Here is a 14109-nt window from a genome sequence, read left to right as displayed (position 1 = left end):
AACATCTTATTCTAATTCTCGTCTTCCTTCTAAGGCCCTGGCTAAGGTTACTTCATCGGCATATTCTAAATCACCTCCCATGGGTAACCCAAAGGCAATACGGGTGACTTTGGTAAAAGGTTTGAGAAGTTGACCAATATATAAGGTAGTGGTTTCTCCTTCCACTGTGGGACTAATGGCTAAAATAATTTCTTTGACCCCCTCTTGAGTCACTCGTCTTACTAACGGTTGAATATAAAGTTGTTCAGGGCCAATACCATCCATAGGAGACATAACACCCCCTAACACATGATATTTTCCGCGATATTCTCTGGTTTTTTCCAAAGCAATCACATCACGGGAATCTGCCACCACACACAGGGTTTGGGAGTCACGGTTAGGGTTACGACAGATATCACAAACGGGTTGTTCTGAAAAATGAAAACAAACTTTACATAATCCCACTCGCTTCTTGGCATCAATTAAAGCTTTCGCCAGGGCTTGAATTTCATTATCAGGGCGTTTGAGAATATGTAGGGCCAGGCGTTGGGCTGTTTTGGGTCCAACGCCTGGTAACCGTTGTAGTTGTTCAATTAAGCGAGCTAAAGGGGGTGTATATATAGGGCTTTTCTCCAAATTGAATTAGACAATTTATTATAGATAAAATTAAGGTTAGAGAACAATTTCGGTAAAGCACAACATTAAAGGCTTTAATCATCGGATTCATTTTTATGAGTGGACGGCTTTTTAGGCTTCTCTATTTTTTTAGCGGGTTTTTTCGGGGGTAATTTGCCGTCAACGGTTGCTTTAACTGGTTTTTTATATCGTGGAATTTTGGTGGTTGGGGGTTGTAAATCTTGATCCCATCCCCAACAGTTACGAGACGGTATAAATTTAAAATTGCCTTGAATAAACCAACGAGGGGGTAAGTCTTCTTTGGCTATTTTCGGATTAAAGCGGAAGGGTTTCGCTTCATCCTCTCGCCTCATTAACACAGGAAGATGGGAGGCTTTAAATTTCCCTTTAGGATCGTTGGCATTTTGATTACGATAGACCGAAATCACTGGGGTTCTGACTTGAGGAACAAATTGCCAAACGCCTCTAAATTTAAACATTCCTGGATTTTCTTCCCAGGGGTTTTCCTCTTCCCAAGCTGCCACTTGAAAGTAAATCTGAGGATCTTTGCGAGGAATCATTAAACATTTGGGATACACTCGCAAAAATAAGCTTTGGTCGGGGTTAGCGGCCATCTGCTTTAGCCAAGCTTGATAACGATAACCCGCAATAAATAATTTATAGCGTTTTCCCCCTAAACGAATAAAAAAGTTACCCTCTTCATCTTGTTCGGGTTTCCCTTTCAGGGTTCCAATGGCTTGAAAAAGAACAGGGTTTTCCTCAACTTCAGCATTAGGGGTTGAAGTTTCTTCGGATTCAACGGGTTGCGAGACCTCATTAGTGAGTTCTTCAGGGACAGACATTTTGGCGTTTCCCAATAGTTTTTGTGGTTGATCTAACTAATTTTACCTAAATCATAAACCCCTAGATACCATAAGTCTAGGGGTGTTATAATAAAAGCTTTGACCTTAATAACTATAACCAAAAATTGTTCAAAATTAAATAGGGCATAAATATGTATTGTCTGGGATTAATGAGTGGCACCTCTGTAGACAGTATCGATGCTGCATTGGTAAAAATTACAGGAGAAAACGTCGATTTAAAGATTGAACTATTGTCTGGTATCAATCATTATTATCCAGAAAAATTAAGACAAACCATTCTAGAAGTGGCTGATGGAAAATCACTCTCTATGGAAAAGTTGGCTAACTTAGATGAAGAAATTGCCCTATGTTTTGTAGAAGCCGTTAATAACATTAAACAAGAGTACCCTACCATAGCATTAATTGGTTCCCACGGACAAACGGTTTATCATCGTCCTCCCATGAAAGAAAAATTAGGCTACACCCTACAATTAGGCAGGGGAGAAATGATTGCTAATTTAACAGGAATTCCCACGGTTAATAATTTTCGAGTAGCTGATATAGCGGCCGGCGGACAGGGTGCGCCTTTAGTCTCTAAAATCGATGCTTATCTATTAAGTCATCCGAAATATCATCGTTGTGTGCAGAATCTAGGAGGCATTGGCAATGTCACTTATTTACCGCCTAAAGAGACAGAAAACTGGGAAAAAAGAATTATAGGTTGGGATACGGGGCCAGGAAATATCTTAATTGATTTAGCCGTTAAACAATTGACCAACGGGGAAAAAACTTACGATAAAAATGGAGAATGGGCAGCCCAAGGAACCCCTAATTCTCAATTAGTGAAACAATGGTTAGAGCAAGATTTTTTTCAACAAACGCCTCCCAAATCAACAGGACGAGAATTATTTGGAGAAGCCTATTTACAACAATGTTGGCAAGATGCACAGGATTATCAGTTATCGGAAAGAGATTTTTTAGCCACTTTAACAGAGTTAACCGCCGCTTCTATTGCTCAGAGTTATCAACAATTTATTAAAGAGCCAATTGATGAACTTTTATTATGTGGTGGAGGCTCTCATAATTTGTACTTAAAAGAACGGATTCAATGTCATTTTGCGCCTCACATAAGCGTAAAAACCACCGATGAAGTGGGGATGAACAGTGATTTTAAAGAAGCGATCGCCTTTGCTATCTTAGCCTATTGGCGATATGTCAGTAACATCCCAGGGAATTTACCCCAAGTCACTGGAGCCAAAGAAGCAAGGTTATTAGGAGAGATTCATCTACCCCTGACAAAACGATAGACAATCGAGAAGAGATTGATCAAGGGGTGCCGGAAAATCAACCAATAAAAATATTAAAGACCTGTTAGTTTTCTGTAAAGTTAGGGAAATCTAAAGTAGAGAAACCTAAGAGTGATAGGAGTCAGAGTCTTAAAATAGGGAAGCACAACTGTTTCTCAACAACGAGTCAGTGGATCAGTGGCCTTTTCCTTGATTTCTGACCAACGGTCAAAGTCGGTTCGGTTGTGGTACGGCCGAGTCATATCTGACTTAAACTCTAACCTTGTCCCACCTAGGATCTTAAATTTTATAGTTAAAGAGATTAAGGAGTGGTATCTTGGCTCATAGCTTTTTAATGGAAGCCGGACGCTGGACAATTGAGGGAAATTGGCTCGAACGTAATGAAATGCCCCAACCCGTTAAAGGGAAGAGTCTTGTCGCTTGGAGTAACGATAATTGGTTCACCATGGTGACGAAATTGGTCTTTCCCCGAAGCGATCGCCCTGAAATTGCCTTTCAATATCGAGGTCATCTCAGTGGGGAAGAACGAGAATATACCTATGTTCTTCAGCAAAGCGTTTTAGGGAAAGTAGAAGGAGAAGGATGGATCGGACCCGACTCGATCGTTCAACGCTATTGGGTGTTAGGCGATCGCCAGAGACGCAGTGGCTTTGAAACCTTTTACCGTCTGAATAATCATACCTATCATTTCTCTGGGGGTTTGCTCAGTGGCCATTACCTGACTAGCACCATGGAAGCTATCTTTGAACGTCAATTATGATTGTTATCTTCTCTTTCCAAACTTATTGTCCCTAAACCTTAATTTTTTATTGATATTCAGACCCTTAATGAACCATTATGAATCCCCCAGTTACCATGAAAGAAACTCATCAACGTCGTTTACTGGCTAACCGCTATCAACTCATCGATCTGATTGGCAGTGGTGCGATGGGTCAAGTCTATCGTGCTGAAGATAAACTGCTTGGTGGTGTCACCGTTGCGGTTAAATTTTTGTCTCAGGCGTTACTCAATAGCAAGATGCGCGATCGCTTTGAACGAGAGGCCACGGTTTCTGCATTATTAGGGGAAAAGAGTAATCATATTGTACGAGTGCGAGACTATGGGGTAGATGAAAAAGAAATCCCCTTTTATGTGATGGAATTTCTTAAAGGGGAAAGTCTCAGCGAAGTGATTAAGTTCCGGCCCCTCTCTCTACAAAGATTTTTAAAGATCACCCGACAAATTTGTTTTGGTCTCGAATGCGCCCATAAAGGGATTATGTTTGAAGGGGAAATGTGTCCCATTATCCACCGAGATATTAAGCCGAGTAATGTGTTAGTGATTCACGATCCGGCCTTGGGGGAGTTGGTTAAACTTCTCGATTTTGGTATTGCTAAATTAATTCAATCGGGAGAAGCTCAAACCCAGTCATTTATGGGAACTTTGGCTTATTGTTCCCCGGAACAGATTGAAGGAAAAGAACTCGATAGTCGCTCAGACATCTATAGTCTGGGGGTGATGATGTATGAAATGCTCACGGGAGAAATGCCCATTTTCCCAGAAAATTCTTCTTTTGGGGGTTGGTATGAGGCCCATCACTACACCAAACCCAAACCCATTCCTGCTAAGTTCCGTCTTCCTTCAGAGTTAGAAAGCTTAATTTTCCAATGTATGGCCAAAGCGCCCAACGAGCGTCCTCAAACGGCCACGGAGATTTTAAAGAAGTTAGAAAAATTAGAACCGACTCAATTAGAATCGCAACAAGAAACGGTAGTGGCTAATCCCAAACAAGGGATAGAGCGGTCGACTCAATCGACTAAATCGAGTAAACCCACTCGGCCAACGTTAAGAAAAACTTGTCCGAAAGGGGATGATATCTGCTTAAAAATGTCTTGGCCCGAAGACAAACCCCAACAAAAAATTGTTTTTCCCCACATCATCCGAGCCCCAGAAGGTAACTTTGCTAGTCTTTGGGTGATGCTCAATGAACAAGATATTGCCAATCGTCTTTCGAGTATTCGTTACAACCAATTTGTTTTTATTACCAGTCCTCATCCGATGATTTTGTGGATTACGGTTCTTTATCATCGAGAACATGGGCCCCGATGGTTACCTTGTTATTTGGATCTTAAAAGCTCATCCGGTCAACGGTTTGCTCGTTTATTAGGAGAATCTGGCTCCTATTGGATTTTATTTTTTGCCTTAGAAAAAGGGAAGGCCTGTCAGCACGTTTTAACCACCACCATTGCGGCTAATCAATGTCAAAATTTACAGGAATGGGCCGATAAAAGTCAATTGTTGCGAGGGGGTAAGCCTCAAATTACCAAACGAATGTTAAAACAAGAATTTGAGAAGTTGAAACCGACCATTGAAAATAAGCTCAAGGCTGCTTATACAACCTCTCGCAAAGGGTCGAATGTTTAGTGGAGAAAGTGGTATTATTTTTCAGGAGAGAAAAATAAGACGGGAAACCAACTCTGACTGAGAATATCATTGGCTAAACTAGGGGCTGTCCAGGCTAGAAAATTAGAACGATACTGACAGGCAGTTGCGATCGCACTAATATCATAATAGATGGCTGTCTCTAAAATTGCTTCTAAGGGGTTGCCTTGACGTATTTCTGTGGTGACTGATAAATTAAGGCTTTCAAGTTCTTGTTGAATTTGATTTAATTTTTCTTGTGCTTGTTGGAGATGATATTTGTTTAATTCTTGAGAGCGGCCACCGTCATCAATCACCCATAATAATAAACATTGTTGAAACGCTCCATCGGCTTGATTTCGAGCCATCTGTTTGATTCGTTTGAGGAGATACTGGGCCGAGTCCCCATCGTTATAAGGAACCAATAAATAACGCCAGAGATGATTAGTGCGTAAACTTAATTCTTCGTCGGTGTAAGTAGAAATGAGTTGAGGACGAAGCACCATTAAAGGGGTGGTGGTGGCGGGGGCTAAGTCTAGGGTGTGGCTGCCAAAAATCTTGGTTTCGAGAGCATTGCGAACGGGCATTCCTGTGAAAACAACGTCTATGTCGTAGGTTTCAATCAGTTGGAGAACACAATCTTTAACTTGTCCTGAGAGGACTTCTATTTTCACTTCTACCCCATCAGGAACGTTATCTAAAGCAGGGGCGAGACGTTCTTTAGCTTGAGCAATTTTGTTTTTATCTACTTTAGCTATTTTTTCATCTTCCCAGACAGAGATACTATGAAGAAAAACAATTCGTTTGAGACCATTTTTAGCTAAGGTAGGAACAAATTCGACTAAACGGTAGAGGCCATCTTTAAAATCAGTACAAATCAAGCAATTTTGAAACATATTAATCTGAGTCCCATTAATTTAGAAACTGGTTTTGCTATTGTGAGCATAAAATAATCTGATTTAACTTTCACAAAACCATTGACGTTAAGAGATGATTATTAAGTAGATATTCTTAACGATAAACCTTATAAAAATACCGCAAATTTAAGAGCTTGTTTAAATCTGTGGCTATGGTGAGAAGTAAGATTACTCATCACACACTCTATTTAACCATGCTTGCTCCTATTTTAAGCGAATCTTTGAGGGTAGAAAGGTTAACCATTCCCATTCAGGGTTTATCTTCTTCTCTCGAAGGAACAAAAATTGTGCAACTTTCGGATTTGCATGATGATGGACTTTGTTTATCTTCTCAATTACTCACCCAAGCCATTACCCTAAGCAATCAAGAAAAACCTGATCTAGTGGTACTGACAGGGGACTATATCACTAATGAAGCCAATACGATTTATAGTTTAGCCCCTAAATTAAAATTATTGCAAAGTCGAGTGGGAACTTATGCGGTTTTGGGAAATCATGACGTTTTGCCTCGTCATGCTAAACCCATTGTTACAGAAGCTTTAACCGAAGCTAATATTCAAGTTCTCTGCAATGAAATTGTTAGTCCTTTCGAGGATAATTTACCCATAATAGGATTAGCAGATTTTTGGTCAGGGGAGTTTAACCCTGAACCGATTATGTCTCAACTGGGTGAATCTCAACCGCGTTTAGTGTTGTCCCATAATCCTGATACGGCTAGTATTCTACAACGGTGGCGTGTTGATCTACAATTATCGGGACATACCCACGGCGGTCAAATTGTCATTCCGGGGTTTGGGCCGGGTTTAATGTTATTGCAACAAGTTAGGGAACATATCCCTCCCCAATTACAAAAGTGTATTCCCTATATTAACCATTGTTCGGGAATTCTCAAAAATTGGCAATGGCATCAAGGATGGCATCATATTCGAGGCAACCAACTCTATGTTAATCGAGGTTTAGGCACTTATTTTCCGGGACGGTTTTTCTGTCCGCCAGAATTAACTGTTATTACCTTAGTCTCTGGTTGAATTGGGTCATGAAGTGGGGAGGAGAAAGTTTTATTTTTATTCTCTGTTCCCCATTTTTTATCAAGCAAGATAGTGAGTCAGGGATATCAAATAGGAAGTTTGGCTACAATGCTGTTAAAATGGGTAAAAATTAGTGCTGATTAACTATGATTAGTGTTATTACTCCTGTTTATAATGGGGCATCTTTTATTGAAGCTTGTATTAAGGTTGTTATTGAGCAAAATTGTTCTGATTTTGAACATATTATTGTTGATGGTGGTTCGCAAGATAACACTGTTGAAATCATTAAACAATATGCTGAAAAATATCCTCATATTCGCTGGATTTCCGAAGCTGATCAAGGTCAATCTGATGCTATGAATAAAGGAATTAAAATGGCAAAAGGTGACATCATTGCTATTTTGAATGTTGATGATTATTATGAGCCTAATGTCCTCAATAAAATTGAAAAACTATTTCAAAGTTTACCTGAACCAAGTTTATTAGTAGGTAATTGTAATATTTGGGATAATCAAGGAAATCTCAAAGAAGTTAATAAACCCTCTAAACTACATATTACTGATTTATTATTAGGATGGACGTTTACTAAGCCTCCTGTTAATCCTTCTGCTTATTTTTATCATAAATCTCTCCATGATAAAATTGGTTGTTATAATATTTCTGAAAACTATGCGATGGATATTGATTTTCTATTGAGGGCGGTTCAAGTAGCTAAGGTTACATATATAGATGAAACTTGGGGAAACTTTAGATATCTAGAGGGAACAAAAAGTGTTCAAGATGCCAAAAACGGTCAAGGAGAAAAACGCTATCAACAACTTTTACAAAAGTATCGCAAAAAATTACCTATTTTTTTACAAATATATATGCTGATTTTGAGCCGAGTTAGATACTTTTCTAGACATCCTCAAGATGTCATTCCTTCTATTTTAAAAAGAATTAAACTAACTTAAAAATCAAAATTTTAGAGATCCTAAAATATCGATTCATAATACTAAAATATTACTCAATTATTGCCATGAAATTATTAACAGTTTTTCCCTCAGAAATAAGAGGTGGTGCAGAAGAATATTCCTTAACTATTGCTAAAGCTGCTGTAAAAAAAGGTTGGGAAGTTGATGCTGCTTTTCCACAAACTGAAAATACAGAATCTTTAATTAAGGACTTTAGAGAGACAGGAATTTCTTACCATAATTTTAATATTGCCCCTGTAGATGGGAAACATTTTAAACTTTTTAGAGAGCATATTCCCCATTGTTACAAGACCTTTTCTCTACTAAAAAAAGTCAAACCTGATGTCGTTCATCTGACTGTTCCGTGGCCTTTTTGGTGCTTTGATACTTTGGTAACTTGTGCTGTTTTAAATATTCCAACTGTCGTTGTTTTTCAGTTATTCTCTGGTCATTTCCATTACAGTAAACTAAGATTAAAAGCTTATCAATGGGCATATTCTAGACACCAAAAATGGATTGCTATATCAAATAATAATCGTAGCTTCGTCAGTGAGTCCTTGAAAATACCTGAAGAAGAAATACCTGTGATCTATAATGGAGCAAAAACCAGTTCTGAATTTCTTAATTACTCCTCAGAAGATACCCTATTTCTTCGTAATCGAGTTCGTCAAGAAATTGGACTTAATGCTGATGATATCATCTTATTGACTGTAGGGCGTTTACATTTTCAAAAAGGATATCAAGACTTAGTTGAAGTAATTTTACCTATTATCAAAGAATTTCCTGACGCTAAATTTGTTTGGGTGGGAGAAGGAGATAAAAGAGAATATTTAGTTAAAAAAATTCAAAAATATCAACTTAACAATCATGTTATTTTATTAGGGTATCGAAAAGATGTTCCTCGATTACTGAAAGCGGCTGATTTATTTGTTTTTCCTACTTATTTTGAAGGAGGCCAATCATTTGTAGTTAGCGAAGCAATGGCACATGATTTACCGATTATTACCTCAGATGCAAGTGGTATTCCAGAAATTATTGACAATAAAATTCATGGATTACTATTTCCTAAAGGAGATCAAGAAAAACTTAAGCAAGGGATTTTATGGGCATTGAAAAACCCTGAAGCTATGCAAAAAATGTCCAAAAATGCGGTCAGTAGAGTGCAAAATTTTTCTGAAAAAAAAATGATAGAAAAAACTTTAGAAATTGTAGAAAATCTTAGCAATAATTAGGTATTAAAATTATTATGAAAAAAATCAATATTATTACTGTAGATAATAATGGTGGCTTAACCAGAGATGCTAAAATTCTCAAAAGTATTTTAGATAATGCTGGTTTTAAAGTGTCTGTTTTTGAAGTTGGAAAACCTACTATTGGTCATAAACTACATAAAATTTATTCCTACGGTGAGCTTTTTTTTAGTGAGAACTTTAAGGGTTCTCCTCCTTATGATGTCAATCTGTTTTTACAGGATGTTATTCCGACTTGGTTCTCTTATGCAAAAGTTAATTGTTTAATTCCGAATCAAGAATGGTTTAGGGATGAATTTTTACCGTTTCTTCCTAAATTTGATTATATCCTCTGCAAAACAAAATATGCTCAATCTATCTTTAATGAATTAGGATGTCGAACAGAATTTATCAGTTTTACCAGTTTGGATTGTTGGGATCAACAACAAGAAAAAAACTATGATCAGTTTTTTCATTTAGCGGGAAGCAGTTCCATTCAAAAAGGAACAAAAACTATTATCGATCTCTGGAGTCGCCATCCTGAATGGCCTTGTCTTACCATCAGACAAAAAAAGAAATCTTTTCATGCTGCTGTCCCTAATATACAATACATTCATAATTTTTTAGACGATGAAACTCTCAGAAAATATCAAAATAAAGTAGGTATTCATTTATGTCCTTCAGAAGCAGAAGGGTTTGGTCATTATATTCTAGAAGCTATGAGTACCAAAGCTTTAACTTTAACCACAAATGCACCTCCCATGAATGAATTAATTACTGATGAGAGAGGTTTATTAGTCAATTATCAACAGACAAAACCCCAAAGATTAGGAACTAATTATTATGTTGATCCTCAACATTTAGAGGAAAAAATAGAGGAAATTTTAAGCATGAGTTATCAACAACGCAAAGAACTAGCAGAAAAGGCTAGAAATTGGTATCTAGAAAACGATAAGTTTTTTCGGCAAAAAATTGTGACTTTTCTTCAAGATTTATAATTCAGTCATTTTAGTTAAAGCATCTTTAACTACAGGGGGAAGTTGACGCATAATTTTTCCTTTTTCGCGATCAGCGGCCACTAGAGTAACTTTGCCGGTGACATGGACTTGTTGGCGATCGCCTGATTCGATGCGATACTCCCAGTACATCCGAACCCCGGTCATTTCTGCCATGCGAGTTTTGACGATGGCTATGTCTCCTAGCTGTAATACTCGATGATACCGTAGGGACAATTCAACCACAGGAAGATCACATCCTAATTTAACCAATTCTGCAAAATCCATGCCCATGGAACGGAGGCATTCAACCCTGGCGGTTTCCATCCATGCTATATAAGTACCATGCCATACGACTCCTGCATAGTCGGTATGATGGGGTTGTACCCTAACCGAATACTCAAACCACTTTTCTGTGGTTGCTTTGAGGGGGGTTTTAGGGGTGATAGCAGTGGTGGGGGGTAGTTGGTTAGACTCTTGGGAAGAAGACAAGGTAGTAAACTCTTCAATAATAAGGGGATCTACTTGTTGATTAGTTTATCAGTTATTCAGTTATCAGTTATCGGTCACTGTTCACTGTTCACTGTTCAATTTTAGTAATGGAGTTGGTTCTGGGATCGACAATTTTACGACCCAGTCCTGCAAATTTAATGGCGAGGTTGGTTTTTTTTCCTGACCCTAAAACGTGGGTAATTTCTCCTTCTCCAAAACTATGATGAATAACGCGATCGCCCACTGACCAGTTTGTCTGAGTATAACTAGAGGCTGGTTTTTTCTTGTAAATTTTTTTGATGGTTGGGCGAACATTACTATTAATTAAATCTTGGGGAATTTCTTGTAAAAATTGTGAGGGGGTTTTCATTTCTTTTGATCCCCAAACATAGCGTTCTCTGGCGTGGCTAATAAATAGTTGTTCTTGGGCGCGAGTAATTCCGACATAACATAATCTTCGTTCTTCTTCGAGGTCTAAGGGATCGTTTAAACTGCGAATATGGGGTAAAGTTCCTTGTTCTAACCCCACTAAAAAGACAATCGGAAATTCTAAGCCTTTGGCAGAGTGTAAGGTCATTAACGATACTTTTTCTTGTCCTTCATCCAGGTTATCTAAATCCGAGGCAAGAGAGGCATTGGTTAAATAACCTTGTAAAGTTTTGTCTTCATATTCTTCTTGATATTGGGCGATCGCGCTGTACAATTCATAAATATTATCTAATCTATTGTCGGCTTCTTCGGTTCCTTTTTGTTTAAGATCATCGACATAGCCTGATAATTCCATGACTTGATCAAAGAGTTCAGTGGCTGATGTCTCTTTCAGTTTTTCTTGTAATTCTTTGATCATGGTGGCGAATTGATTAACGGACTTGGCCGCCCTTCCGGCTAAGGTTTTTACTGATGTTTCGTCACTGATAATTTCCCATAAAGGGATTTCTAATTCTTGGGCTGCTTTGAGGAGTGAATCAATTGATGTTTTCCCAATGCCTCGACGGGGAGAATTAATGACTCTCAGTAAACTAACGGTATCAAAGGGATTAACAATTAACCGTAAATAGGCAAGAGAATCTTTAATTTCTTGACGATCATAAAACTTAAATCCGCCCACAATGGTATAAGGAATATTGTTACGAATTAAGTTATCTTCAAAGGGTCGAGATTGAGCATTAACCCGATACAAAATAGCAAAATTTCCCCAATTTAATTCTGGATTCGTTTCTACTAATTCTTGCATTTTGCTAATAACAAAATCCGCTTCTATGCGCTCATCTTCTGCTTTGTAACAATAAATTTCTTCCCCTTCTCCTCTAGTGGGGCGCAAAATTTTATCAATGCGTTGACTATTATTTTCTATCAGTTGATTAGCGGCTTGTAAAATAGTTTCTGTTGAGCGATAATTTTCTTCTAATTTAACCATGGTTCTGGTATCTTCATCAGGCAAACCATCCCCAAAGTCAGATTGAAAATTGAGTAAAATGGTAAAGTCTGCCATGCGAAAACTATAAATGGATTGATCCGCATCTCCTACCACAAAAATAGAGCGGTTTTGCCAATTCCATGAACTTTTCTGCGGTTCTCCGTTGGTGGTTAATAATTGAATTAATTGATATTGAATGCGGTTAGTATCTTGATATTCATCCACTAAAATATGTTTAAATTGAGAATGCCAATAACCCAAAATAGATTCATTTTGTTGGAATAAACGAACAGGGATTAAAATCAAGTCATCAAAATCCAGGGCATTATTAGCCGCTAATTGATTTTGATATTCCTCATAAACTTCGGCAATAATACGACCTTTGGCATAGGAATTTTCTTTTAAATAAGCTTCGGGAGATAACCCTAAATTTTTAGCATTACTAATGGTATAACGAACGTTACGAGGATTAAACTTTTTATCGTCTAAATTAAACTGTTTGAGAACAATATTTTTAACTAAACTTTGGACATCAGATTCATCGAAAATAGAAAAATTACGTTCCCATGTGCGCTTTCTTTCATCTTGATATTTATTGATATCGTAGCGAAGCATTCTAGCGCATAAACTGTGAAAGGTTCCAATCCATAACTTTTTAGTGGTTGTCTTGTAAACTTGAGACAGTAACCGTTTTTGCTCGTATTCTCCTAAAGAATTAAACGGTTGACCATGATGTTTTAGAGCCATTTCCTGGGCAAATAACCGCTCAAGTCTATCTTTCATTTCTCGGGCTGCCTTATTGGTAAAGGTAACCGCTAGAATAGACTCAGGGTCAACTTGATAATGAGTAATCAGGTGTGCAATTCTATAGGTCAGAGCGCGAGTTTTGCCCGAACCCGCCCCCGCAACCACTAACAAGGGACCACAGAAATGTTCAACCGCAAGACGTTGTGAGGGATTAAGTTGAGAAAGGAAATTAACAGAAGCCGTCATAAAACTTTACAATAAGGGTGACATAGCAAAACTATCTTGATTTTATCCTCTACCCTTCCATAACTGACATGGCTTTACCATAATTTCAAAGCCAGTTTAGCCCTGTTTCTGCCAGTCTTCGGCTCAATTCAAGCAAGATGTTGAGAAACGCTTCTTGAAAGATGCGATCAAGTATAACTACTTAGCTTAACACATTAAGCAAAAAAAAAATTTTCGATTGGGGCAAATTTAGTGAATCAAAATGCAAATTCTCCCTTACAATAGAAGAAGCGGAGACAAATGTTTCCGTTCACTCCTCACACCACACTCCGCCCGGCATTTAGTTCGGGCGGTTTCTTATGGAATAGGAACCATTACTTACCTAAATACTTGTAAAAATCTAGAGAGTTTTGAGTATGGTAGAATTCTAGAGTATTCTAGATAAACATCAGCCATCAAAGGAATTCATAATATGTCAGCTGCAACTCAAGTTACAGATAGTAGTTTTAAAGCAGATGTTTTAGAGAGCGATGTTCCCGTTCTGGTGGATTTTTGGGCGCCTTGGTGTGGTCCTTGTCGTATGGTCGCTCCCGTTGTCGACGAAATAGCGGAACAATACGCAGGTCAGGTTAAGGTTGTCAAGCTCAACACGGATGAAAATCCTAACACTGCTAGTCAATATGGTATTCGTAGCATCCCCACTCTAATGATTTTTAAGGGAGGTCAACGAGTGGATATGGTAGTCGGCGCCGTTCCTAAAACAACCCTGGCTTCTACCCTGGAAAAATATCTTTAAGTTTTGATACAAATCCAGACTGCATCAGAAGAGGTAAGCTATTTTAAGTTTACCTCTTTTTTGATGCCCATATTAAGAAATATGAAGAATTATCCTGTTCTCAAAAGCTGGTTTTTTGGCATTGTTATTATCTTCTTCATGATTTT

General features: G+C 38.1%; 13 protein-coding genes. 8 read left to right on the top strand and 5 right to left on the bottom strand.

Going from position 1 to position 14109, the window contains the following annotated elements; genetic code table 11:
* Window positions 1–6: 6 nt before the first annotated feature.
* Entirely contained in the window at window positions 7–615 is a 609-nt protein-coding gene (gene recR / locus C4E06_RS25380) for a recombination mediator RecR (RefSeq protein WP_107671141.1), read from the bottom strand.
* 74 nt (window positions 616–689) lie between these two features.
* Window positions 690–1457, bottom strand: a complete 768-nt coding sequence (locus C4E06_RS25375; RefSeq protein ID WP_107671140.1) for a hypothetical protein — start codon at window positions 1455–1457, stop codon at window positions 690–692.
* Window positions 1458–1609: 152 nt separating this feature from the next.
* On the opposite strand from C4E06_RS25375, the gene C4E06_RS25370 reads away from it, so the two are divergent.
* The 3 genes from C4E06_RS25370 (at window position 1610) to C4E06_RS25360 (ending at window position 5167) form a co-directional block, all read left to right on the top strand.
* Window positions 1610–2764 carry an anhydro-N-acetylmuramic acid kinase gene (locus tag C4E06_RS25370; protein ID WP_107671139.1) on the top strand — a complete coding sequence of 385 codons (1155 nt, stop codon included), beginning with the start codon at window positions 1610–1612 and terminating at the stop codon, window positions 2762–2764.
* A 316-nt stretch (window positions 2765–3080) separates the two neighbouring features.
* Window positions 3081–3524 (top strand): hypothetical protein, encoded by a 444-nt coding sequence (locus tag C4E06_RS25365; RefSeq protein WP_107671138.1) that lies wholly within the window; start codon window positions 3081–3083, stop codon window positions 3522–3524.
* A gap of 77 nt (window positions 3525–3601) precedes the next feature.
* Window positions 3602–5167 carry a serine/threonine-protein kinase gene (locus C4E06_RS25360; RefSeq protein ID WP_107671137.1) on the top strand — a complete coding sequence of 522 codons (1566 nt, stop codon included), beginning with the start codon at window positions 3602–3604 and terminating at the stop codon, window positions 5165–5167.
* Window positions 5168–5181: 14 nt separating this feature from the next.
* Here the strand turns inward: C4E06_RS25360 and C4E06_RS25355 are convergent, their stop codons facing one another.
* A complete protein-coding gene (locus C4E06_RS25355) occupies window positions 5182–6060 on the bottom strand; it encodes a universal stress protein (RefSeq protein WP_107671136.1) in 879 nt (292 codons plus the stop codon).
* A 215-nt stretch (window positions 6061–6275) separates the two neighbouring features.
* On the opposite strand from C4E06_RS25355, the gene C4E06_RS25350 reads away from it, so the two are divergent.
* The 4 genes from C4E06_RS25350 (at window position 6276) to C4E06_RS25335 (ending at window position 10289) form a co-directional block, all read left to right on the top strand.
* Window positions 6276–7109 (top strand): metallophosphoesterase, encoded by an 834-nt coding sequence (locus tag C4E06_RS25350; protein ID WP_107671135.1) that lies wholly within the window; start codon window positions 6276–6278, stop codon window positions 7107–7109.
* A 146-nt stretch (window positions 7110–7255) separates the two neighbouring features.
* Complete coding sequence (locus tag C4E06_RS25345) at window positions 7256–8062, top strand: glycosyltransferase family 2 protein (RefSeq protein WP_107671134.1); 807 nt, start codon at window positions 7256–7258, stop codon at window positions 8060–8062.
* Between the two features lie 65 nt (window positions 8063–8127).
* A complete protein-coding gene (locus C4E06_RS25340) occupies window positions 8128–9294 on the top strand; it encodes a glycosyltransferase family 4 protein (protein WP_198649028.1) in 1167 nt (388 codons plus the stop codon).
* A gap of 14 nt (window positions 9295–9308) precedes the next feature.
* Window positions 9309–10289, top strand: coding sequence for a glycosyltransferase (locus C4E06_RS25335; protein WP_107671132.1), 981 nt, complete (start codon window positions 9309–9311; stop codon window positions 10287–10289).
* Here the strand turns inward: C4E06_RS25335 and C4E06_RS25330 are convergent.
* Window positions 10284–10778 (bottom strand): thioesterase family protein, encoded by a 495-nt coding sequence (locus tag C4E06_RS25330; RefSeq protein WP_107671131.1) that lies wholly within the window; start codon window positions 10776–10778, stop codon window positions 10284–10286. The two genes, C4E06_RS25335 and C4E06_RS25330, sit on opposite strands and share 6 nt — an antisense overlap.
* Before the next feature lie 88 nt (window positions 10779–10866).
* Window positions 10867–13188: a DNA helicase PcrA gene (pcrA, locus tag C4E06_RS25325; RefSeq protein WP_107671130.1), complete on the bottom strand. Its 2322-nt coding sequence runs from the start codon at window positions 13186–13188 to the stop codon at window positions 10867–10869.
* A gap of 451 nt (window positions 13189–13639) precedes the next feature.
* Between pcrA and trxA the strand changes: the two genes are divergently transcribed.
* A complete protein-coding gene (trxA, locus tag C4E06_RS25320) occupies window positions 13640–13963 on the top strand; it encodes a thioredoxin (protein WP_107671129.1) in 324 nt (107 codons plus the stop codon).
* The last annotated feature ends 146 nt before the right edge of the window (window positions 13964–14109 follow it).

It is taken from the genome of Cyanothece sp. BG0011 (genome assembly GCF_003013815.1).
In the GTDB taxonomy this organism is placed as follows: domain Bacteria; phylum Cyanobacteriota; class Cyanobacteriia; order Cyanobacteriales; family Microcystaceae; genus Crocosphaera.
Note: the sequence above shows the minus strand (reverse complement) of the source record. Positions and strands in the feature narration are given on the sequence as shown.